The organism is Streptomyces sp. GMY02 (assembly GCF_019056675.1).
Lineage (GTDB): Bacteria > Actinomycetota > Actinomycetes > Streptomycetales > Streptomycetaceae > Streptomyces > Streptomyces odonnellii.
The window spans coordinates 6,307,308-6,329,238 of the sequence record NZ_CP077658.1 but is presented as its reverse complement, the minus strand read 5'-3'; the positions used below and the strand labels follow the sequence as shown (position 1 = coordinate 6,329,238).

The window sequence follows — 21,931 nt, the reverse complement described above, 5'->3', positions numbered from 1 at the left end:
TCCCCGAATCGGGGGTGATCGTTGTCACTGGCGCTTTCCCTGGGGTCACTCGCCGGGTTTGAAGGTCACCGGCAGCCTGGCGGGTTTACTGCCGGTCGGTTCGACCTGCAGGGTCTTGAGAGCGAACTCCATGACCTTTTTGTAGATGGGTCCGCAGATCTGGCCGCCGAAGTAGCTGCCCTTCGTCGGGTTCTGGATGGCGCAGTAGACCGTGATCCGCGGTTTGTCGGCGGGCGCGAAGCCCGCGAAGGAGGCGGTGTAGCCCTTGTAGCGGCCCAGCTCCGGGTCGACCCGGTTGGCCGTACCGGTCTTGCCCGCGACCCGGTAGCCGGGGATACGGGCCTTCGTGCCCGTACCCTCCTCGTCGCCCACCACCGACTCCAGCATGGTCGCGACGGTCTTCGCGGTCTCCTCGCTGACGACCCGGGTCTTCTTGGGCGCGGGGGCCGGGGTGAACCGGCCGTCGGGCCCTGTCGTACCGCGTACGAGGGTGGGCTCGATGCGTACGCCGCCGTTGGCGATGGTCGAGTAGACCGAGGCGGCCTGCATGGCGTTGAGGGAGAGGCCCTGGCCGAAGGGGATCGTGTACTGCTGCGAGGTGGACCAGTCCTCGGGCTTGGCAAGGATGCCCCGGGTCTCGCCGGGGTAGTCCAGGCCGGTGGGGCGGCCGATGCCGAACTTGGTCAGATACGAGTAGAGGACCTTGTTGGCCTCGGCCTGGGTCTTGCCGAGCTGGCCGGTGGCCAGGATGGAGCCGATGTTCGACGACTTGGCGAGGACGCCGTTGAGTGTCAGGTACCAGGTCGGGTGGTCGATGTCGTCCTTGAAGAGCCGATCGCCGCGGTGCAGCCGGTTGGGGACGACGACATGGGTGCCGGGGGTGGCGACCTTCTCCTCCAGTACGGCGGCCATGGACATGACCTTGCTGGTGGAGCCGGGCTCGTACACGTCCTGGAGGGCGGCGTTGCCCATGGCCGCGGTGTCGGCCTCGGAGAGGTCGTTGGGGTCAAAGCCGGGGGCGTTGGCCATGGCGAGCACCTCGCCGGTCCTGGTGTCCTGGACCATCACATAGCCGCGGTCCGCCTTGGAGGCCCGCACCTGCTCGGTGATGGCCTGCTGGGCGGCCCACTGGATGTCCCGGTCGATGGTCAGCTCGATGTCGGAGCCGGGCACCGCGGGCTTCTCCCGGGAGCTGGCCGTGGGGACGCGGCGGCCGCCGGACTGGGCGAAGGTGACTTCTCCGTCCTCGCCCGCCAGCTCCTTGTCGAGCATGGACTCGACGCCGCCGGCGCCATGGCCCGCGGCGTTGACGTATCCCAGTATCCCGGCGGCGAGATCGCCGTTCGGGTACACGCGCTTGCTGCTGGCCTCCTGGAAGACCCCGGCCAGGACGCTGACGGCCTGGCCGCCGCCCGGGGCCTCCTCCTTGCCGGCCTTTTCTGCGAAGACGCTCTTGAGGTCCCTGATCTGGTTCCAGACCTGGGGGGTCTGGCGGCGGGCGAGGACCGTGTAGCGGGATTTGGGGGTCCTGAGCTTCTTGACGAGCGTGCCGGTCTCGGCTCCGAGAATGGGGGCGAGCAGTGCGGCCGCCTTCTCGGGGGCGTCCTGGATCTTGCTGAAGTCGGGGGTGAACATCAGCGGGTCGGCGGTGATGTCGTACGCGTCGACGCTGGTGGCGAGGGCGATCCCGGAGCGGTCGGTGATCTCGCCGCGCTCCGCGTCGATGCGGTGGCTGAGATAGCGGCTCTTCTCCGCCTTGGCGGCGTACGCGCCGGCGTCGACGGCCTGCACCTGGAGCAGCCGGACGACGAACACCAGCATGATCAGGGTCAGGGCGAGGCTGACCAGGCGCAGCCGGGGGCGGGGACTGCCCAGCCGGATCCGCTGCGGCGCGGCGGCCCCGGAGCGCGGGCGGCGGGCGACGGGGCGGGAGGCCGGACGGGACGTCGGGCGGGAGGCCGGGCGCGAGGAGGCCCGCTGCGGGCCGCCGCTTCCGGAGCGCGCGGGCTTCGGCACCCGGCGGCGCGGCGGCGGTGGGTCCTTGGGGGGCACTGCGTCACCTGCCGGAGATCGTCGGGACCGGTGTTCCGGAGAGCTGTACGGAGACCTCGCGCGGGGCCGCGGGGGCGTACGGGGACGGCACTGCCATGGACCCGCCGGACGGGGCAGGTGCCGAGGGCGCGGGAAGGGCGGGAGCGGCCGGGGAGGGGACCTGGGGCACGGCCGGGACCGGCGACGAGGGGACGGGCACCGGTTCCGGAGCGGCCGGCGGTGTCTCCTCCATCGTGTCCATCCCGTACGGCGGTACGGAGAGCCGGCCGGAGGGCTGCGCGGGCACCGGACTGTCCGCCGCGGCGGGCACTCCCCGTACCGTCCCGTCGGGATTGAGGAAGGCGGGACTGCCGCCGGGCACCATGCCCAGCTCGCGGGCCCGCCGCTCCAGGGCGTTCGGCGCCAGATGGGCGTCCACGTCCCGCTGGAGCGCCTGCTGTTCGTCGGTGAGGTCGGTGGTGCGCTTCTTGAGTTCGCTGAGCCGGAACGACCCTTCGTTGAGCGAGGAGTTCAGCAGCAGCAGGATGATCAGTCCGCCGCCGAGGAGCACGACGACCAGCAGGACGAAGGGGGTGCGGGCCGCCGAACTGGCCCCGGACGGCATCAGTTCGGCGAGCCGTGCCGCCCGTCCCCGGAGGTGCTTGGCCGGTCCGCTCACCGAACGTCCTCCCGGATCCGCCGCGCTCCCCGCAGCCGGGCCGGAGCCGCGCGCCGGTTCTCCGCGACCTCTTCCTCCGTGGGCAGTTCGGCGCCGCGGGTGAGCAGTTCGAGCCGGGGCTGGTACTGCTCGGGTACGACGGGCAGGCCGGGCGGCGCGGTGCCCGCGGCGCCGGCCGCGAAGACCTGTTTGACGAGACGGTCCTCCAGCGAGTGGTACGAGAGGACCGCGATACGGCCGCCGACGGCGAGGCTCGCCACGGCCGCCGGGATCGCCCCTTCCAGGACGGCCAGTTCGCCGTTGACCTCGATGCGCAGGGCCTGGAAGGTGCGTTTGGCGGGGTTGCCGCCGGTGCGTTTGGCGGCCTGGGGCAGGGCGTCGCGGATCAGCTCGACGAGCCGGGCGCTGCGGGTGAAGGGCTCCTTCTCGCGCTCCCTGACGATCGCGGAGACGATCCTCCTGGCCTGTTTCTCCTCGCCGTACGCGCGCAGGATCCGTACCAGTTCGCCGGGCGGATACGTGTTGAGGACCTCGGCGGCGCTGACTCCGGCCGACTGGTCCATGCGCATGTCGAGCGGGGCGTCCTGGGCGTACGCGAAGCCGCGCTCCGCCTCGTCGAGCTGCATCGAGGAGACACCGAGGTCGAAGAGGACGCCTTGGACTCGGGGGGTGCCCAGCCGGTCGAGGACCTCGGGCAGCTCGTCGTAGACGGCGTGCACGAGGGTGGCGCGGTCGGCGTACGGGGCGAGCCGCTCGGCGGAGAGCCGCAGCGCCTCCTGGTCGCGGTCGAGGGCGATCAGCCGGACGGCGGGGAAGGCGGTGAGCAGGGCCTCGCTGTGGCCGCCGAGGCCGAGGGTGCAGTCCACGACGACCGCGCCGGGCTCCGCGAGGGCGGGGGCCAGCAGGTCGAGGCACCGCTGGAGCATCACGGGGACGTGCCGGAGCTGGTTCATACCCGCCCCTCCCGGGGGCCGCGGCCGGTACGTTCCGCGGGCGCGCGGCCTTCCGTGACTCGCTGGCTGCGCTCGCTCATGCGCCCTCTCAGGTCCGGCGCGGCCATACGTACCGCCGGGTCCCCGCCCGCTCAGAAGGGGAGGTCCGCCGGCGCCGGGAAGGGCGTCGGCCGACCGTCGAGCGGGAGGAGGCCGAGCCGCACGTACGCCGCACTCGCGGGGAATTCGGAATGTGTCCGGGGCGTGCCCGGGATCTTCGCGCCACTTTAGTCCACCGCCAGGTGCGGTTCCCGGTCAATCAACCGGCCAGCGCGTCGCCAGAATCGCTCGCCACAAGACCATAAACGGAACAATTCACCCGTTCGACATCGCCACACTCACTCTTGTGGGTTAGCTCACACCAAGCCAAGTTGACGTTCTTTGTCCATTCTCACACCGGGCCGAACTGGCACCGGGCCATTACCGTCATAGGTATGTCGACTTCCGCACACCTGCCCACCGAGCCCTTCGTGGCTCCCGCCGGTGCGGCACGTACCGGCGGGACGGTCACGGACCGCCTCGTAGACGCGAACCACCTGTACGCCGCCGGTTTCACGGACCCGGGGATGGACGCACGGCCCGTCCTGCGCGTGGCCGTGGTCGCCTGCATGGACGCCCGACTCGACCTGCACGACGCCCTCGGCCTCTCCCTGGGCGACTGTCACACCATCCGCAACGCCGGCGGCGTCGTCACCGACGACGTCGTACGCTCCCTCACCATCAGCCAGCGCGCGCTCGGCACCCGCAGCGTGGTGCTGATCCACCACACCGGCTGCGGCCTGGAGAGCCTCACCGAGGACTTCCGGCACGAACTGGAGATGGAGGTCGGCCAGCGCCCCTCCTGGGCCGTGGAGTCGTTCCGCGACGTCGACCAGGACGTACGGCAGTCGATGCAGCGCATCAGGACATCGCCCTTCCTGCTGCACAGGGACGACATCCGGGGCTTTGTCTTCGACGTGAAGACGGGCCTGTTGAGGGAGATCGACCCGGCCGCCTGACGGCCACCGGCACAACTTGGACGGCAAAGCCGACAAATCCCTCCCACTTATCCACAGGCGAGTGACACGAAGCGGTAACGGCAACAAGAATGCGTCTGTGACAGCGTTCCGGAACTTTCCGCGGACGGTGTCCGTGTTTCGGGGTGGGCCGGGCCGTCCGATGAGCATCGGCCCGTGGAAAGGGCCGAGGAGGGCCGGGTGACGACCTATGACGATCGAGCGAGCCTCACTGATCTGACCACCACAGCGGAGCGTGTCCGCACATCGGTGGAGGGTGTGATCGAGGGCAAGCCAGAGGTCGTACGGCTTTCGCTGACCGTGCTCCTCGCCGAGGGGCATCTTCTGATCGAAGATGTCCCCGGCGTGGGCAAGACGATGCTGGCCAAAGCGCTGGCACGGTCCATCGACTGTTCGGTGCGGCGTATTCAGTTCACTCCCGACCTGCTGCCGTCGGACATCACCGGGGTGTCCATCTTCGACCAGCAGCGGCGGGACTTCGAGTTCAAACCGGGCGCGATCTTCGCCCAGATCGTGATCGGCGACGAGATCAACCGCGCTTCGCCCAAGACCCAGTCGGCACTGCTGGAGTCCATGGAGGAGCGCCAGGTCACCATCGACGGGCAGAGTTACGAACTGCCCAGCCCCTTCATGGTGGTGGCCACCCAGAACCCGGTGGAGATGGAAGGCACGTATCCGCTGCCCGAGGCGCAGCGGGACCGTTTCATGGCCCGGGTGTCGATCGGCTATCCCAGCGCGGAGGCCGAGTTGCAGATGCTGGACGTGCACGGCGGGGTCTCCCCGCTGGACGACCTCCAGCCGGTGGCGCACGCGCATGACATCGTGAAGCTGATAGACGCGGTGCGTACGGTGCATGTCGCCGATTCCGTACGGCGGTACGCGGTGGACCTGGTGGGCGCGACGCGCAACCACGCGGACATCAGACTGGGCGCCTCACCGCGCGCCACGCTCCATCTGCTGCGCGCGGCGAAGGCCGCGGCGGCGCTGAGCGGCCGGGACTACGCGCTGCCGGACGATGTCCAGGCGCTGGCGGTCGCGGTGCTGGCGCACCGGCTGCTGCCCACGGCCCAGGCCCAGTTGAACCGCCGTACGGCCGAGCAGGTCGTGCTGGAGATCCTCCAGCGCACCCCGGTGCCGACCGGGGACGGCGGGCACAGCCAGGGCCGTCAGGTGGCGGGCATGCCCGGTGGTCCCGGCGGCGGGGTCGGTGGACCCGGCGGGCCGCTCTACGGCCGGCAGGCCGGCGTACGGCGGCTGTGATGGCATCCGGGGGGCCGGCCGCGGCGGACGGCGAGGACCGGGGCGGACTGCGGCCCGCTCTGGCCGGACTGACCACACGCGGCCGGTCGTTCCTGGCCGCCGGTATCGCCGCGGCGGTCTGCGCCTTCGTCCTGGGCCAGTCGGATCTGCTGCGGGTCGGGTTCCTGCTGGCCGCGCTGCCGCTGATCTGTGTGGCCGTCCTCTACCACACCCGGTACCGGGTGGCGGGCAGTCGTCGGCTGTCGCCCTCCCGGGTCCCCGCGGGCTCCGAGGCGCGGGTGCAGCTCCGGATGGACAACGTCACGCGGATGCCCACCGGGCTGCTGATGCTCCAGGACCATGTGCCGTATGTGCTGGGCCCGCGGCCCCGGTTCGTGCTGGACCGGGTGGAGCCGGGCGGCCGGCGCGAGGTGTCCTACCGGGTGCGTTCGGATCTGCGCGGCCGGTATCCGCTGGGGCCGCTCCAGCTCCGGCTGAGCGACCCCTTCGGCATGTGCGAACTGACGCGCTCGTTCAGCGCGTTCGACACCCTGACGGTCGTCCCGCGCACCGAACCGCTGCCGCCGGTGCGGCTCATGGGCGAGTCCTCGGGGTACGGCGACGGGCGGCAGCGCTCGCAGGCGCTGGCCGGCGAGGACGATGTGATCCCCCGCGGCTACCGCCACGGCGACGATCTGCGCCGGGTGCACTGGCGCTCCACCGCGCGGTACGGCGAGTTGATGGTGCGCCGCGAGGAACAGCCGCAGCGGGCGCGGTGCACCGTACTGCTGGACACCAGACGGATCGCCTATGAAGGGGCGGGGCCCGACTCGGCCTTCGAGTGGGCGGTGTCGGGCGCGGCCTCCGCGCTGGTGCATCTGCTGGAACAGGGCTTCGCGGTAAGGCTGTTGACGGACACGGGCGACTCGGTACCGGGCGACGGCGCGGACGGCTATGCCGGGGCGACCCAGGGCGCGGCCGAATCGGCCGGGCTGCTGATGGACACCCTCGCGGTCGTCGACCACTCCGAGGGGACGGGCCTCTCGGGCGCGTACGAGGTCCTGCGCGGCGGCGAGGGGCTGCTGGTGGCGTTCTTCGGCGATCTCGACGAGGAACAGACCGCGGTGGCGGCCCGGATGCGGCAGCGCAGCGGTACAGCCGTCGCCTTTGTGCTCGACAGTACGGGCTGGGCGCCCGGCCTCGGGGCCGACAGCCAGGTCGAGGAGCGGCTGCGGCAGCTCCGCGAGGCGGGCTGGACGGCGCTGGTCGTGCCCTCGGGCGCGGCACTGCCCGAGCTGTGGCGGCAGGCGGCGCGACAGCGCTCGGAATCGGTCGTCCCGGGCGGTACGACAAGCTTCTCCGGAGGATGGGCATGAGCGGTCGTGGAAGGCTGGCGCTGTGCGCCTTCGCCGCCACGCTGATGGCGGCGGGCGCGCTGGTGCCGCTGGTCCGGCCGGCCACCTGGCTGCTGCACGCCGCGATCATGGTGGCGCTGTTGAGCGGGGTGGGCGCGCTGGCCAGGCGGGCGCCGCTGGCGCGGACGCTGACCGTGGCGCTCCAGGCCGCCGCGGCGCTGCTGATGCTCACGGTGGTCTTCGCGTCGGACCGGGCGCTGCTCGGCTTCCTGCCCTCCCCGGGGGTCTTCCAGGAGTTCGGGCGGCTTCTGGCGGAGGGTGGCGAGGATGTCGGGCGGTACGCGATACCGGCGCCGGCGACCGACGGCATCAGGCTGATGCTGGTTGGCGGTGTCGTGGTGATCGGGCTGGCGGTGGACGCCCTCGCGGTGACCTTCCGCAGCGCGGCCCCGGCGGGGCTGCCGCTGCTCGCGCTGTACTCGGTCGCGGCGGGGCTCTCCGGCGGCGAGGGCGGCTGGCTGTGGTTCCTGCTCGCGGCCTCCGGCTATCTGCTGCTGCTCCTGGCCGAGGGGCGGGACCGGCTGTCGCAGTGGGGCCGGGTGTTCGGCGGTGCCTCGCGCGCGCAGGGCCGGTTCGCGGCCGGTCTGGAGGCGGCGGGCCGTGCACCCGCCCCGGTCCGTACCGGCCGCAGGATCGGGGTGGTCGCGCTGGGGATCGCCCTGGCGGTCCCGGCGGCCCTGCCCACCCTGGACGGCGGACTGCTGGCGAACGCGGGCAGCGGGAACGGCTCGGGGCTGGGCGGAGGGGGCACCATCTCCGCGGTGAATCCGCTGGTCTCGCTCCAGGACAATCTCAACCAGCCCGCGGACCGCGAGGCCCTGACCTACAAGACCAACGCGCCCAACACCCAGAACATGTATCTGCGGATCATGGCGCTGGACCGGTTCGACGGGACGGCCTGGAAATTCTCGCAGCGCAAGGTCGAGGACGTACCGGACCGGCTGCCCGACCCGCCGGGCCTCAGCCAGGCGGTCAGCACCCGCGAGATCACCACCACGATCTCGACCGCGGGCTGGTACCAGCAGAACTATCTGCCGATGCCCTATCCGGCAAGCAGGGTGAAGATCGACGGCGACTGGCGCTTCGAACCGGAGGGCCGGACGCTGGTGGGCGACCGGGGGCAGTCCACACGCGGCGCCCAATACCAGGTCAGCAGCCTCATGGTGAATCCGACCGCGGAGCAGCTCGCCTCCGCGCCCGAGGCCCCGGGAGCCCTGCGCCGCGAGTACACCGAGGTCCCGTCCTTCCTGCCGGCCGTGGTCAAAACGACCGCCCTGGAGGTCACCGAGGGGGCGGCCAACGACTACGAGAGGGCCGTCAGGCTCCAGGACTGGTTCGCGCTGGACGGCGGCTTCACCTATGACACCCAGGTCGACTCGGGCACCGGTGTCACCGCGATCACGCGCTTCCTGAAGAACAGGGAAGGCTTCTGCGTCCACTTCTCGTTCACGATGGCCGCCATGGCCCGCACGCTGGGCATACCGGCGCGGGTGGCGGTGGGCTTCACCCCGGGCTCCCCGCAGTCGGACGGCAGTATGTCCGTCGGGCTGCGTGACGCGCACGCCTGGCCGGAGCTGTATTTCGAGGGGGTCGGCTGGACCCGCTTCGAGCCGACCCCGAGCCGGGGCACCGCCCCCGACTACACCCGCCCGGACGCCCCCACCAGCGACGAGAGCGACCCGAGCCGCCCCGAGGCCAGCACCTCGGCCGCGCCGTCGGTCGCACCGTCCGCCTCCGAGAGCTGCCAGGCACAGGCGACGCCTGCGGCCGAGTGCGCCACGATCGCGCCGGGCGCCGCGGCGCCGCCCGCGGACTCGGGCGGCCTGTGGGGCGGCCTGCTGGTGATCGGCCGGGCCGTGGTGCTGCTGGCGGGGCTGATCGCGCTGACCCTGTTGCCCCTGCTGTTGCGGACCGACGCGCGGGCGAGACGGCTGGGCTCCCGGGGCCGTACGGAGGCCGACGCCCGGGCGCGGACGCTCGCCGTCTGGCAGGAGATAACCGATACGGCCTGGGACCTCGGTATCCCGCCGGACGATGCGCAGACACCGCGCAGGACGGCGGCCCGGCTGGTACGGCTGGGCAGGCTGGACGGCGCGGCGGCCGAGGCGGTGCACCGGGTGGCGGGCTCCGTGGAGCAGGTGCTGTACGCGCGGGAGCCCCGGCCGGGTACGGGGCTGGCCGAGGACGCCCGGCTGATCCGCGCGGGGCTGCGCGCCCCGGTGAGCCGCTGGACCCGGCTGCGGGCACTGCTGGTGCCGCGCTCGTCCGTACGAGTGGTCTGGGCCGCTTCGGCTCGCTGGAGGGCGGTCACGGCCCGCTGGGGCAGGCGCCGCCCCCGTACGGACACCCCGGGACCGGCCCTCACCCGCTGACGCGCCTCCCGCTCGCGCCCGGGAACGGCTGGCCCCGGGAAGGACTGATCCGGGAGGACTGATCCGGGAACGGCTGAGGGGCGAACGCCTTGCGCGTTCGCCCCTCAGCCGTACGGTCAAATCCAGGAACCGCGGGGACTCACTGGCCCTGTTCGTCACGGCGGCGCTGCCACCGCTGCTCGATCCGGTTCATCATCGAGCGACGCTGTCTCGGTTGTCGCTGGGCTGCCGGGGCCGTGCCCGATGTCGGCTGCTCACCCGGCTTGGGCGCCTTGCGCCACCCTGTGACCGCCAGGACCGCACAGCCCAGCATGACGAGGAATCCCACCACGCTGATCCAGATCTGCTGGGCGACCATTCCGGCCATGAGGAGCGCGATACCCACCAGGAAGCCTGCCACTGCCTGGTAGACCCGTCGCCGGGTGTACGTACGCAGCCCGCTTCCCTCAAGCGCTGTCGCGAACTTGGGATCTTCGGCGTACAGCGCTCGCTCCATTTGCTCGAGCATTCGCTGCTCGTGCTCCGAGAGCGGCACGGAGTCCTCCTAGTCGTCGGTCGCGGGGGGCGACCGCTATGCGGCTCCTTCAAGGATAGGCAGGGAATCGCCCCCGTGAAACCCGCCCTCAACGCCATTTCGCCATTCTGGGCCGACATGTCGGCTCGGTTGTTGAGGCGTTGATTCCCCAACCACCGATCCGTCATGCCGGATGGTGTACATCGATCATACGGCGCCCGGCGCCCCACCGGGGGGCCTGTGGCGCACTCCATGTACGGCTGCGCCGCTGATCAGCCCGGCGATCACCGTGCGGCCCCCGCCGGACTCAGTCCCGCTTCTCGCCGAGGACATGGAGCTGGGTGGCCACCGCGTGGAAGGCGGGCAGTTCGGCGGCGGCCGCTTCCAGCTTCAGTAGGGCCTCCAGGGCCCCGGGCTCGGTGTCCACCAGGCTGCCCGGGACCAGGTCCGCGAAGACCCGTACGCCGTGCACGGCCCCGATCCGCAGACCGGCGCCCGCCGCCAGGTCCGTCAGTTGCCCGGCGGTGAAGCGCCGGGGCACCGGGTCGCCCTCGCCCCAGCGTCCCTCCGGGTCGGTGAGCGCCTGCCTGGCCTCGTTGAAGTGCCCGGCGAGCGCCCGGGCCAGTACGGCGCCGCCCAGGCCCGCCGCGAGCAGGCTGAGGGCGCCGTCCGGGCGGAGCGCGTCCACCGCGTTCCTTACGTCCTGCGCCGGGTCGTCCACGTACTCCAGGACGCCATGGCACAGGACCGCGTCAAAGCCGCCGCGCTCCACCACGTCGAAGAGCCCGTGGATGTCGCCCTGCACCCCACGGACGCGCTCGGCCACGCCCGCCTCGGCCGCCCGGCGCTCCAGCGCGAAGAGCGCGTTCGGGCTGGGGTCGACCACGGTGACCCGATGCCCCAGACGGGCGACGGGCACCGCGAAGCTGCCCGTACCCCCGCCGGTGTCGAGCACGTCCAGGACGTCGGTCCCCGCCACCTTGGCCCGGCGTTCGAGAGCGTCCTTCAGGACTTCCCAGACCACGGCGGTTCGGAGGGAGCCGCGGGGGCGCGATGGCGTCTCCCCACCGGTGACAGGGGAACGGTCCGACACGGCAGTTGACTCCTCGGCGCGGTGCCGCCGCGGGCGGCGGGGCGTGGAACGGTGCGGGCTCCGCCCACCCTATTGCCTCGGCCGTCCCCCCGGCTCATCCAGCGGCGCCCCCCTGCCGCGGCCCCTCGGCCCCCGGCCGGGGCAGCATCGGCTCCAGCACCAGCAGCCGCTCCACCAGGCGCAGGAACAGGGCGGTGTCGCGCAGCAGATCGTCGGCGTCACGGCTGCTCGCCGCGCCCCGGATGCCCGCCTCGGCGCGCGCCCTGCGCTGGGCGCCCGAGGCGAAGAGCGCACTCCACTCGGTCAGCTCGGGGGCGATCTCGGGCAGAACGTCCCAGGCGCTCCTTATCCGGCGGCGCCCGCGCGGGGTGGTCTCGGGGCGGCCACGGGCCGCGAGCACCGCGGCGGCGGTCCGCAGAGCCGCGAGATGGGCGGTGGCATAGCGCTCGTTCGGAGTGTCCAGCGTGGCGGCCTCGTCGAGTCCTGTACGGGCCTGGGCGAGCAGATCGAGGGCCGCCGGCGGCGCCGAGGCCCGGCGGCGCACGGGATGGACATCGGTGGGCGGTCCGGTCAGTGAGGGGGCAGGGCCGTCTGTACGAGGCCGGCGCGCGGCACCGGCGTAGGAGCTGGCCATGACGAACCTCCTGTCGTCGTGTGACGGCGCTGTGGCCGTATGTGTCCATCTTGAAGGGCACCACTGACAATCGGCTCTGACCTGCGATTTTGCTTCGCTCGTGAGTTCGGAACAGTTTCCGGACCGACTGGACTGACTCGCCGGCGCACAACCGCTGGTACGGCGCGCGGGCAGCGCGGAAGGCAGGGCACGGAAAAGTCCGGTGCGGCTCGGTCCTGTTGAGCCGCACCGGACTTCCGTCCTGCCACGTGCTGGTGCCCGTCGGCACCCGATTCCCCCTGCCCCCGATACATGAACCGGAGAGCCCGAATCCCCGTGATCCCCCGTGGTCCCGGGCCCTCCGTCGTACGCCCCCGTTCCGTCGGGGGAGCCGCGCCGTTCCGCCGCCCCGTGTCGGCGGTGCCGGCGCCGCGCCCCTTCCGTGCTCCCCACTCTCCCGTCCGCGCAGGTGACGCCACATCCGCGCGGCTACTCAACTCCCTTGCTGAGTACGCGTACTCAGTCCTCCGTACTCCGGCCCACGCCCACACCGCGCCGGGCCCGCGCTGGATACGATCGCGTCCGTGTCCGTACTCCCCCTGATCTTCACCAGTGGCTGGGCCAGCGGTATCAACGCCTACGCGGTGGTCCTGCTGTTCGGGGTCTTCGGCGCGACCGGGCTGACCGACGAGGTGCCCGAGTCGTTGCAGCGCACCGATGTGCTGATCGCGGCGGCGGTGCTCTTCCTCTGCGACACGGTCGCGGACAAGATCCCGTACGTCGACTCCGTCTGGGACGCCGTGCACACGGTCGTCAGACCGCTCTCCGGCGCGGTGGTCGGCGCGCTGCTGGCCGGCCAGAGCGGCTCACTGCCGGAGATCGCGGCCGGCGCGGTCGGGGGCTCGACGGCACTGCTCAGCCATCTTGTGAAGGCGGGCACCAGGATGGCGGTGAACACCTCCCCCGAGCCGTTCAGCAATATCGCCGTGAGCACGGCCGAGGATCTGGGGGTGGCCGGGATCATCACCTTCGCGGTCTTCCATCCGGTCGCCGCCGCCGTGATCGCGGGCACGCTGCTGGTGCTGGGCATCGCGACCGTGGCCTTCCTCGCCGCGAGGATCCGCCGTTTCCTGCGCCGCCGGGCACAGCGCCGGGCGGAGAAACGCCTGGCCGGAGGCGGGATTCCGGCACCGCCCGGCTGAATTGTCAGTGGCCCCGGCTAAGGTCCCTGACATGGCACGGATTGTGGTGATCGGCGCCGGGATGGGCGCCATGGCGGCGGCTGCCCGGCTGGCCGTCGCGGGACACCGGGTGGCGGTGTACGAACGCTCGGCGACGTATGGCGGGTCGCTGGGCCGGTTCGAGGCGGACGGGTTCGTCTTCGACACCGGCCCCGGTCTGCTGCACCTTCCCGCGGTCTACCGCGATCTGTTCGTCAAGACCGGCAAGGAGCCGCTGGAGCGATGCGTCCGGCTCGGCCAGGTCGATCCGGCGAGCCGGCATGTCTTCGCCGACGGTACGGATGCGCGGCTGCCGAACGCGTCGCGGGCAGGGGTGGTCTCCGCCCTGGACGCGGCGCTGGGCGCGGGGGCCGGTGCCCGGTGGGGGGAGTTCCTGGGGCGGGCCAGGGACGCCTGGGACCGCTCGCGCCGGCCTCTGCTCGAAGAACCGCTGTGGGACGACTGGCAGGTGCTCGGGCGCGATCCGTATCCGGCGGTGCGACAGCGGAGGCTGCTGCGCGGGGCGCGCCGGGCCGCCACGGTCGCGGAGATCGGCGCCTGGGAGCTGGCCGATCCCCGGCTGGCCGCGCTGCTGGACGGCTATGCCCTGTCGTACGGGCTCGATCCGCGCCACACCCCGGCGAGCGCGGCCCTGCTCCCGTATCTGGAGCAGACATTCGGAAGCTGGTATGTGCGGGGCGGGATGCGGGAGTTGGCCCGCGCGGTGTACGAACGGTGCCTGGCGCGGCGGGTGGAGTTCGTCTTCGGGGCGGAAGTGACCCGGATCGCCGAGAAGGACGGCGTGGCGACCGGCATCGAGCTGGCCGACGGCACGGTCGTGGCGGCCGACCGGGTCGTGGCGGGCATCGCGCCGGAGCGGCTGGTGGAGCGCGAGTTGTGGGGGGACGGCGGGATACGGTCCCGGGAGCCGGACGGCGGCGTGATGCCCGGCCGGTTCAGCGTGCTGCTGGCGCTGCGCGGCGCGCGGGACGCGGACGCCGTGCACCGGACGGTGGTGCACTCCCCGGACGGCAGCGCGGAGGCGGCCGAGGTCTTCGCGGGCCGGACCGCGCAGCGGCCCACGGTCACGGTTCTGCGGCCGGACGACCCGGGGACGCGGCCCGACGAGGACCATGAGGCGGTCACGGTCACCGCGACGGTCGCCCCGCACGGCCCGGTCGACTGGGCGGACGGGGCGCTGCGCGAGCGGTACGCGGATGCGCTGGTGGACGCGGCGGAGGCCGCCGTGCCGGGCATCGCGGAGCGGCTGGTACGGCGCTGGATACGGACACCCGCCGAGACCGCGGCGGAGACGGGCGCGGACGGCGGCTCGGTGCCGGCGCCCGCGCTGGCCGGGGCGGGCGGCCGGATGCTGCGCCCCGCGAACACCACAGAGCTGTCCGGGCTGTATCTGGCGGGCGGCTGGGCGCATCCGGGCGGCGGGCCGGCCCATGCGGGGATGTCGGGGGCACTGGTGGCCGGACTGATCGTGGAGGGGCCGGACTTCCGGGGCTCGCAGTGAGGCGTGTGCGCCGGGGAGGGGGCGGTGTGAAGCAGGTGCAGGGCCAAGAGATCTGATGGACCGTCAGCAGCACTGCTCGTCAGTAGCGATACTGCCCCTCAGTAGCGGTACTGCTCGCCGTAGTTGGGGTCGTAGCCCGGCTGGTGGGGCTGGTCCTCCGGCATCGGCGGGGCCTGGCCGGGCTCGCGCTGCTGCGGGACCCAGACGCCGCCCGGCGGGGTCTCCGCGGCGTACTGCTGGCCGCTGTAGGGGTCGGTGTACTGCTGCTGGCCGCCGAAGCTGTCGTACGAGCCGTACTGCTGGCCGCCGTTGGCCGGGTCGGCGGCATACGGGTCGGAGTAGCCGGGGTATTGCTGCTGGCCCGTGTACGGATCGGCGTACTGCTGCTGCGCGTAGGCGTCCTGGCCGGCGTAGGGGTCCTGGCTCGCGTAGGTGTGCTCGCCGGAGTGGCCCGGCTGGTAGGCGTCCTGGCCCTGGTAGGCGTCGTGCGCCGGGTAACCGCCCTGTGCCGCGTAGTCGCCCTGGTCGGCCGGCTGCTGCTGATAGCCGGGGTAGGCGTCGTAACCGCCGCCCCAGCCGTTCGGGTCGGGCTGCTGCTGAGGCCGGCCCTGGCCGCTCGGATCGTGGGCGGTGGTGTCGTACCCGTTGTAGTCGTTGTAGACGCCGTACTGCCCGGTGTCGTCGGGCAGCGGCTCCGGCTCGTAGACCGCGGTGGTGTCCATGGCCGCGGCCACCGGCACCGGAGGCTCCGGCACGTCGGCCGCCTCCACCGGTTCGTACTCCAGCTCCGTGACTTCCAGGGACGGGTCGCGGTCGGCGTCCGCCCGGCCGTTGTCCTTCCGGCGGCGGCTGGCCCCCGGACTGCCGCCTATCGCCCAGCCGGTGGAGAAGCCGCGGCGGAACGAGAGCGTCACATAGGTCTGACCGACCGCGAACGCGACCGCACCCAGGGCGATCACGAAGACGGAGGGCATCAGGACACCGAGGACCACGCCCATGAATCCGAAGAAGGCGAGCAGCCGCCATCGCAGTCGCGCCTTGTACTGGAGCAGCACCTCGCCCAGCAGCCACAGGGCCACGATGCCGAATGCGATGTAGAGGACCGTCCAGCCCATGCCCGCCCCTCTCCTTCGGCCACCCGCCCGGGACAGGGCGGGTACGACCGGTCACGACTGCTCGTGCAGTCCGAGATTCTCGTAGATTTCGAGCGTTGCGGTGGAGTTGTTGAGGGTGATGAAGTGCAAGCCGGGAACACCCTCGGAGAGCAGTCGCGCGCAGAACTCCGTTGCGAACTCGATGCCAATGGAGCGTACAGCGGCGGGATCGTCCTTGACGGAGAGGATCCGCTCTTTCAGTCCGGCCGGGAAGGCCGCGGTGCTGAGCTTCGGCAGCCGCTCCAGCATTCCCACGCTGGTGACCGGCATGATCTCCGGAATGATCGGGGTCGCGCAACCAGCGGCACCGACCCGGTCACGAAGCCTCAGATATCCGTCCGCTTCGAAGAACATCTGAGTGATCGCGTAATCGGCTCCGGCGTGGCACTTGTCCACGAAGTGCCGGATGTCGGTGTCCCAGTCGGAGGAGCGCGGATGCATCTCGGGGAAGGCGGCCACCCCGACACAGAAGTCGCCGGACTCCTTGATGAGCCTGACCAGTTCGGCGGCATACCGCACACCTTGCGGGTGTTTGACCCACTCCCCCATGGGATCACCGGGCGGATCGCCCCGTACGGCAAGGATGTTGCGGATCCCGGCATCGGCGTACTGGCCGACCATATTGCGCAGTTCGGCGACGGACTGGCCGACGGCCGTGAGATGCGCGACCGGGGTGAGTGTGGTGTCGGAGGCGATCCGTTCCGTGGCCCTGACCGTGCCGTCCCGGGTCGAGCCGCCCGCGCCATAGGTCACCGAGACAAAGCTCGGTGCCACCGCCTCGACCCGGCGCAACGCGTTCCAGAGATTCCGTTCGCCCTTCTCGGTCTTGGGCGCCCAGAACTCGAAAGAGAACGATGTCTTGCCGGTCGCGAGCAGATCACGCACGGTCAGTGCGTGATCCGATCTGGTCGAAGCGGTGCCGGAGGCCATACGGGCAGGTTATCGAGGGTGCGGCGGTCACCCAACCGGGCGGGGGTCATTTGCCCGGATTGAGAACTGATTGTCGTCAGACCCGCTCCCGTACGCGCTTGGCCAGGGACGCCGTCGCCGCGGCCGGGTCGTCGGCCTCGGTGATGGCCCGTACGACCACGACACGGCGAGCACCCGCGTCCAGCACCTGGTCGAGATTGCCCGCGTCGATACCGCCGATCGCGAACCACGGCCGGTCCGTGCCCAGTGCCGCCGTGTGCCGTACGAGACCGAGTCCCGGCGCGTGGCGGCCCGGCTTGGTCGGGGTGGGCCAGCACGGTCCCGTACAGAAGTAGTCCACACCGGGCTCGACGGCGGCGGCGTCCGCCTCGGCCTCGGCATGCGTGGAGCGGCCGATCAGCGGGGCGTCGCCGAGGATCGCGCGGGCGGCGGGGACGGGCAGATCGCCCTGTCCGAGATGCAGCACGTCGGAGCCGATGGCATGCGCCACATCCGCGCGGTCGTTGACGGCGAGCAGTACGCCATGGCGGCGGCAGGCGTCTGCGAAGACCTGGAGGTGGTCCAGCTCCTCGGCCGCCTCCATGCCCTTGTCCCTGAGCTGCACGATGTCCACGCCGGACGCCAGCACGGCGTCGAGGAACTCCGGGAGGTCCCCCTGCCTCTTGCGGGCGTCCGTGCAGAGATACAGCCGGGCGTCGGAGAGCGACGCGCGGGCCTCGGGCATGGGAATTCCCCCCGTCGGGTCGGCGGTGTGCGGAGGCGCCGGGACCGTGGGACGGCCGCCGGGGCGCCGCCGCACACCGCGAGTGATGATGGGTCGATCAGACGGCGAGCGCCTGGGCCCGGCGCTTCACCTCCGTGCCGCGATTCTCCCCGAGCGCCTGGGCGGGCGTGCCCGGCAGGGTCGGGTCGGGGGTGAAGAGCCATTCGAGCATCTCTTCGTCGGTGAAGCCGTCGTCCCTCAGGAGCGTCAGGGTCCCGGCGAGGCCCTTGACGACCTTGTTGCCGTCGACGAAGGCGGCAGGCACCTGGAGCGTCTTGTTCTCGCCCCGGCGTACGGCGATGAGCTGGCCTTCCTTCACCAACTGCCGCACACGCGTCACCTCGACATCGAGCGCTTCCGCGATGTCGGGCAGGTGGAGCCAGGCGGGGACGAGAGCATCGATCTTTGCGTCAATCTCGGTCACACGACAAGCGTGCCATCCCGGACTGACAGACGCCACGAACCGGCTCCGGCCGGGGCAGCCCGCACGAACCGCCCCCCGCGCCGGGCCCACGGCACGAACCGCTCCGGCCCCGCCCGGGCCACGGCACGACGGCCCGCGCGGCCCCGGACGGCAGCGTCTCAGAGCGCCGCCTTCCGCAGTGGTACGGACGGGTCGGCGGCGAGCGCCGGGTCCAGCCGGGTGCCCGCCTCGATCAGCTTGCGCCCCTGCGCCAGATCGCGGGGCCTGCCCACCGCGAGCAGCGCCACCAGCACCCCGTCCCGCAGCCACACCACCGACCAGGCGGCCTCCGCGGGACCGCCGCGCCAGACCAGGGTGTCCGCCGCCGCGTGATGCCCCGCGTACTGGACGAACCGGCCGAACTGCTCCGACCAGAAGTACGGCACCGGATCGTAGATCTGCTCGCTCTCGCCGACGGCCTGGGCGGCGACCGTACGCGGCCCCTGGAGCGCGTTGTCCCAGTGGTGGACCAGCAGCCGCTCGCCGTAGCGGGCGGAGGGGAAGGAGGCGCAGTCGCCGACCGCGTACACACCGGGCAGCGAGGTCGCGAGCCGCTCGTCGGCGACGACCGCCCCGTCCGGGCCCAGCGCGATTCCGGAGCCCGACAGCCAGTCGGTCGTGGGCCGCGCGCCTATGCCCACCACCACGGCCTCGGCCGAGAGCCGCCTGCCGTCCGCGAGGACCACGGTGCCCGGCTCGACGGCGGCGACCCGGGCGCCCGTGAGCAGTTCGGCGCCGCTCTCCGCGTACCAGTCCGCCATGGGCGCCGCGACCTCGGCCGGCAGGGCGCCGGGCAGCGGCCGGTCCGCCGCCTCCACGACCGTCACGGCACACCCGGCCGCGCGGGCCGCCGTGGTGAACTCCGCGCCGATCCACCCCGCGCCGACGACCACGGTCCCGGCCCCCGGTCCAGAACGGGCCGCAGCGCCTCGGCGTCGTCCAGGGTGCGCAGCAGATGGACACCGGGCATGCCCGCGGTGCCCGGCAGGGCGACCGGCTCGGCGCCGGTGGCGATGACCAGCAGGTCGTACGGTACGGGCCCGGCCCCGGTGTCGACCTCCCGCGCGGCGGGGCGCAGTCCGGTCACCTCAACCCCGAGTCTCAGCTCGACGGCGAGCGCAGCGAAGTCGATGTCGTACGCCGGGCTGTCCGCCGTGCCCAGCAGCACCGCCTTGGAGAGCGGCGGCCGGTCGTACGGCGGGTGGCGCTCGGCGCCGATCAGGGTGACCGTCCCCTCGTACCCCTTCTCGCGCAGGGCCACGGCGGTCTGCACCCCCGCCATCCCCGCGCCGACGATGACGACGCCCGGCCGCGCCCGATCCGCCCGCTGTGCCGGGAGTTCCCGCTGCCTCTGCTGCTCGCTCACCCGATCACCATATGCAGCCGGTCAACCGCCGGGCGTACCCGGACGGAACCAGGCCCTGTCCGCCACATCCCGCCTGGTCCCCGTGCTGCGGGCGGACGACGCCATGTGGCAGACGGGACCCCGGGCCCTCGGCGCGGCCTTACCGCACGGCGGGCCGCGCGTTAGTCTGGCCGGTGACACTACCTCGCGGGAGTCCGGACGCACCGGACTGAGAGGGAGGCTGGAGCGGCCTCCGACCGTACGAACCTGATCCGGGTCATGCCGGCGAAGGGAGGGGCTGGACGCCCATGCAGTCACCCCATCCGTCATCCCATCCGCAGTCGCCTCATCGGGGAACGGGGAGCGGTTCCGACGTCCTGGTCGTCGGCGGCGGAATCATCGGCCTGGTCACGGCCTGGCGGGCCGCTCAGCGCGGGCTGAGCACCGCCGTCGCCGACCCCCGTCCGGGCGGCGGCGCCGCGCGGGTCGCGGCGGGCATGCTCGCCGCCGTCACCGAACTCCACCATGGCGAGCAGGTCCTGCTCCGGCTCAACATGGCCTCCGCGGAGCGCTATCCGGACTTCGTGGCCGAGCTGGAGGAGGCCGGCAGCCAGGAGACCGGCTACCGCGCCAGCGGCACGCTCGCCGTCGCCCTCGACACCGACGACCGCGCCGAGCTGCGCGAACTGCACGACCTCCAGCGCCGCTCGGGGCTGGCCTCCGAGTGGCTCACGGGGCGCGAGTGCCGGCGCCTCGAACCGATGCTCGCGCCGGGCGTGCGCGGCGGCCTGCGGGTGGACGGCGACCATCAGATCGATCCCCGCCGGCTGGCCGCGGCGCTGGTCACGGCGTGCGAGCGGGCCGGGGTGGTGTTCCACCGGGCGTCGGCCCAACGGCTCTCGGTCGTACGGGACCGGGCCGCCGGCGCGGTACTGGCCGACGGGCGCGTACTGGGCGCGGACCAGGTGGTGCTGGCCGCCGGCAGTCTGAGCGGGCGGCTGGAGGGCGTACCGCACGAGATCCGGCCGCCGGTACGGCCCGTCAAGGGCCAGGTGCTGCGGCTGACCGTGCCACGGGCGTACACGCCGTTCCTGACCAGGTCGGTACGGGCGGTGGTGCGCGGCAGCCATGTCTATCTGGTGCCGCGTGAGAACGGCGAGCTGGTGATCGGCGCCACCAGCGAGGAGCAGGGCTGGGACACGACGGTGACCGCGGGCGGGGTGTACGAATTGCTGCGCGACGCGCATGAGCTCGTCCCCGGCATCACCGAGCTGCCGCTCACCGAGACCCTCGCCGGGCTGCGCCCCGGCTCACCGGACAACGCGCCGCTGCTGGGGCCGACCGCGCTGCCGGGACTGCATCTCGCGACCGGCCACTACCGCAACGGGGTGCTGCTCACGCCGGTCACCGGCGATGTGCTGGCGGAGGCGCTGACCACCGGCGAACTCCCCGAACTGGCCCGGCCGTTCACCCCGCGCCGCTTCACCTCCGTACCGCAGGACCTCACCTCCGTACCACGGGAGCTGACCGTATGAGCATCTCCGTCCGTGTGTCCGTCTCCGTGAACGGCGAGGCGCACGACCTCGCCACGGGCACCACGCTCGACGTCCTGGTGGCCACGCTCACCTCCGCGCCCTCGGGTGTCGCGGCCGCCGTCAACGAGACGGTGGTACCACGGGGCCGCTGGGCCGGGACGGTGCTCGGCGAGGGCGACCGGGTGGAAGTCCTCACCGCGGTCCAGGGGGGCTGAGCGGGGATGGCGGACGACCGGTTCACCATCGGCTCCACCGTGCTGGGATCCCGGCTGATCATGGGGACGGGCGGGGCGCCGAGCCTCGGCGTGCTGGAACGGTGCCTGGTCGCCTCCGGCACCGAACTCACCACCGTGGCGATGCGGCGCCTCGATCCCACGGTCCAGGGGTCCGTCCTGTCCGTACTCGGCTCGCTCGGGATCCGCGCCCTGCCCAACACGGCGGGGTGTTTCACGGCGGGGGAGGCGGTGCTCACGGCGCGGCTGGCGCGTGAGGCGCTCGGTACGGACTGGATCAAGCTGGAGGTGGTCGCGGACGAGCGGACGCTGCTGCCGGATCCGGTCGAGCTGCTGGACGCGGCGGAGACGCTGGTCGACGACGGGTTCACGGTGCTGCCCTATACGAACGACGATCCCGTGCTCGCCAGAAAGCTGGAGGACGTGGGCTGCGCGGCGATCATGCCGCTGGGGTCGCCGATCGGTTCCGGGCTCGGGATCCGCAACCCGCACAACTTCGAGCTGATCGTGGAGCGGGCGGGGGTGCCGGTGATCCTGGACGCGGGGGCGGGTACGGCGTCGGACGCGGCGCTGGCGATGGAGCTGGGGTGCGCGGCGGTGATGCTGGCGTCGGCGGTGACGCGGGCGCGGGAGCCGGTGCTGATGGCGGAGGCGATGCGGCACGGGGTGGAGGCGGGGCGCCTGGCGTACCGCGCGGGCCGGATCCCCCGCCGCCACTTCGCCCACGCGTCGTCCCCGGCGGAGGGCATGCCGACGTGGGATCCGGAGCGGCCGGCGTTCTCGTAGCGAGTGCGCTTTGCGT

General features: G+C 72.4%; 19 protein-coding genes, 1 pseudogene and 1 riboswitch. Of the genes and pseudogenes, 9 read left to right on the top strand and 11 right to left on the bottom strand.

Annotation, left to right across the window (positions count from 1 at the left end):
* Nucleotides 1-45 precede the first annotated feature (45 nt).
* The 3 genes from KQY30_RS27000 to rsmH are packed head-to-tail and all read right to left on the bottom strand — an operon-like array spanning nucleotide 46 to nucleotide 3,663.
* Complete coding sequence (locus KQY30_RS27000; protein WP_217309079.1) at nucleotides 46-2,052, bottom strand: penicillin-binding protein 2; 2,007 nt, start codon at nucleotides 2,050-2,052, stop codon at nucleotides 46-48.
* 4 nt (nucleotides 2,053-2,056) lie between these two features.
* Nucleotides 2,057-2,710 (bottom strand): septum formation initiator family protein, encoded by a 654-nt coding sequence (locus tag KQY30_RS26995; protein WP_217309078.1) that lies wholly within the window; start codon nucleotides 2,708-2,710, stop codon nucleotides 2,057-2,059.
* Nucleotides 2,707-3,663 (bottom strand): 16S rRNA (cytosine(1402)-N(4))-methyltransferase RsmH, encoded by a 957-nt coding sequence (gene rsmH / locus KQY30_RS26990; protein WP_217309077.1) that lies wholly within the window; start codon nucleotides 3,661-3,663, stop codon nucleotides 2,707-2,709. Before rsmH ends, KQY30_RS26995 begins: the two co-directional genes overlap by 4 nt.
* A 473-nt stretch (nucleotides 3,664-4,136) precedes the next feature.
* Here rsmH and KQY30_RS26985 point away from each other — a divergent pair, with 473 nt between their 5' ends.
* The 4 genes from KQY30_RS26985 (at nucleotide 4,137) to KQY30_RS26970 (ending at nucleotide 9,744) form a co-directional block, all read left to right on the top strand.
* Complete coding sequence (locus KQY30_RS26985) at nucleotides 4,137-4,700, top strand: carbonic anhydrase (RefSeq protein WP_254407337.1); 564 nt, start codon at nucleotides 4,137-4,139, stop codon at nucleotides 4,698-4,700.
* 198 nt (nucleotides 4,701-4,898) lie between these two features.
* Entirely contained in the window at nucleotides 4,899-5,978 is a 1,080-nt protein-coding gene (locus KQY30_RS26980; protein WP_217309076.1) for a MoxR family ATPase, read from the top strand.
* Entirely contained in the window at nucleotides 5,978-7,333 is a 1,356-nt protein-coding gene (locus tag KQY30_RS26975) for a DUF58 domain-containing protein (protein WP_217309075.1), read from the top strand. Before KQY30_RS26980 ends, KQY30_RS26975 begins: the two co-directional genes overlap by 1 nt.
* A complete protein-coding gene (locus KQY30_RS26970; RefSeq protein ID WP_217309074.1) occupies nucleotides 7,330-9,744 on the top strand; it encodes a DUF3488 and transglutaminase-like domain-containing protein in 2,415 nt (804 codons plus the stop codon). The genes KQY30_RS26975 and KQY30_RS26970 overlap by 4 nt, the downstream gene beginning before the upstream one ends.
* Before the next feature lie 139 nt (nucleotides 9,745-9,883).
* On the opposite strand, the gene KQY30_RS26965 is transcribed toward KQY30_RS26970, so the two are convergent.
* The 3 genes from KQY30_RS26965 to KQY30_RS26955 form a co-directional block, all read right to left on the bottom strand.
* Entirely contained in the window at nucleotides 9,884-10,279 is a 396-nt protein-coding gene (locus tag KQY30_RS26965; protein WP_046506299.1) for a DUF3040 domain-containing protein, read from the bottom strand.
* 286 nt (nucleotides 10,280-10,565) lie between these two features.
* On the bottom strand, nucleotides 10,566-11,351 hold the full coding sequence (locus KQY30_RS26960) for a bifunctional 2-polyprenyl-6-hydroxyphenol methylase/3-demethylubiquinol 3-O-methyltransferase UbiG (RefSeq protein ID WP_217309073.1): 786 nt from the start codon (nucleotides 11,349-11,351) through the stop codon (nucleotides 10,566-10,568).
* A 94-nt stretch (nucleotides 11,352-11,445) separates the two neighbouring features.
* Nucleotides 11,446-11,985: an SAV_6107 family HEPN domain-containing protein gene (locus tag KQY30_RS26955; RefSeq protein WP_217309072.1), complete on the bottom strand. Its 540-nt coding sequence runs from the start codon at nucleotides 11,983-11,985 to the stop codon at nucleotides 11,446-11,448.
* A 563-nt stretch (nucleotides 11,986-12,548) separates the two neighbouring features.
* Between KQY30_RS26955 and KQY30_RS26950 the strand changes: the two genes are divergently transcribed.
* Nucleotides 12,549-13,166 carry a DUF4126 domain-containing protein gene (locus tag KQY30_RS26950; protein ID WP_217309071.1) on the top strand — a complete coding sequence of 206 codons (618 nt, stop codon included), beginning with the start codon at nucleotides 12,549-12,551 and terminating at the stop codon, nucleotides 13,164-13,166.
* Nucleotides 13,167-13,197: 31 nt separating this feature from the next.
* Nucleotides 13,198-14,706 (top strand): NAD(P)/FAD-dependent oxidoreductase, encoded by a 1,509-nt coding sequence (locus KQY30_RS26945; protein ID WP_217309070.1) that lies wholly within the window; start codon nucleotides 13,198-13,200, stop codon nucleotides 14,704-14,706.
* 98 nt (nucleotides 14,707-14,804) lie between these two features.
* On the opposite strand, the gene KQY30_RS26940 is transcribed toward KQY30_RS26945, so the two are convergent.
* From KQY30_RS26940 to KQY30_RS26920, 5 genes and pseudogenes are all read right to left on the bottom strand, one after another.
* A complete protein-coding gene (locus tag KQY30_RS26940; RefSeq protein ID WP_217309069.1) occupies nucleotides 14,805-15,821 on the bottom strand; it encodes a hypothetical protein in 1,017 nt (338 codons plus the stop codon).
* Nucleotides 15,822-15,872: 51 nt separating this feature from the next.
* Entirely contained in the window at nucleotides 15,873-16,790 is a 918-nt protein-coding gene (metF, locus tag KQY30_RS26935) for a methylenetetrahydrofolate reductase [NAD(P)H] (protein ID WP_217309068.1), read from the bottom strand.
* Nucleotides 16,791-16,866: 76 nt separating this feature from the next.
* Nucleotides 16,867-17,514 (bottom strand): thiamine phosphate synthase, encoded by a 648-nt coding sequence (gene thiE / locus KQY30_RS26930; RefSeq protein ID WP_217309067.1) that lies wholly within the window; start codon nucleotides 17,512-17,514, stop codon nucleotides 16,867-16,869.
* Between the two features lie 97 nt (nucleotides 17,515-17,611).
* On the bottom strand, nucleotides 17,612-17,977 hold the full coding sequence (locus KQY30_RS26925) for an Rv2175c family DNA-binding protein (RefSeq protein ID WP_046504918.1): 366 nt from the start codon (nucleotides 17,975-17,977) through the stop codon (nucleotides 17,612-17,614).
* A gap of 158 nt (nucleotides 17,978-18,135) precedes the next feature.
* A pseudogene (locus KQY30_RS26920) lies at nucleotides 18,136-19,298 on the bottom strand (NAD(P)/FAD-dependent oxidoreductase).
* Between the two features lie 260 nt (nucleotides 19,299-19,558).
* Nucleotides 19,559-19,672: riboswitch (TPP riboswitch) on the top strand.
* Between KQY30_RS26920 and thiO the strand changes: the two are divergent.
* The 3 genes from thiO (at nucleotide 19,670) to KQY30_RS26905 (ending at nucleotide 21,915) form a co-directional block, all read left to right on the top strand.
* Nucleotides 19,670-20,896: a glycine oxidase ThiO gene (gene thiO / locus KQY30_RS26915; RefSeq protein WP_217309066.1), complete on the top strand. Its 1,227-nt coding sequence runs from the start codon at nucleotides 19,670-19,672 to the stop codon at nucleotides 20,894-20,896. (Overlaps the previous riboswitch by 3 nt.)
* Nucleotides 20,893-21,111, top strand: a complete 219-nt coding sequence (thiS, locus tag KQY30_RS26910) for a sulfur carrier protein ThiS (protein WP_217309065.1) — start codon at nucleotides 20,893-20,895, stop codon at nucleotides 21,109-21,111. The genes thiO and thiS overlap by 4 nt, the downstream gene beginning before the upstream one ends.
* Nucleotides 21,112-21,117: 6 nt before the next feature.
* Nucleotides 21,118-21,915 (top strand): thiazole synthase, encoded by a 798-nt coding sequence (locus tag KQY30_RS26905; protein WP_217309064.1) that lies wholly within the window; start codon nucleotides 21,118-21,120, stop codon nucleotides 21,913-21,915.
* Nucleotides 21,916-21,931: the final 16 nt, after the last annotated feature.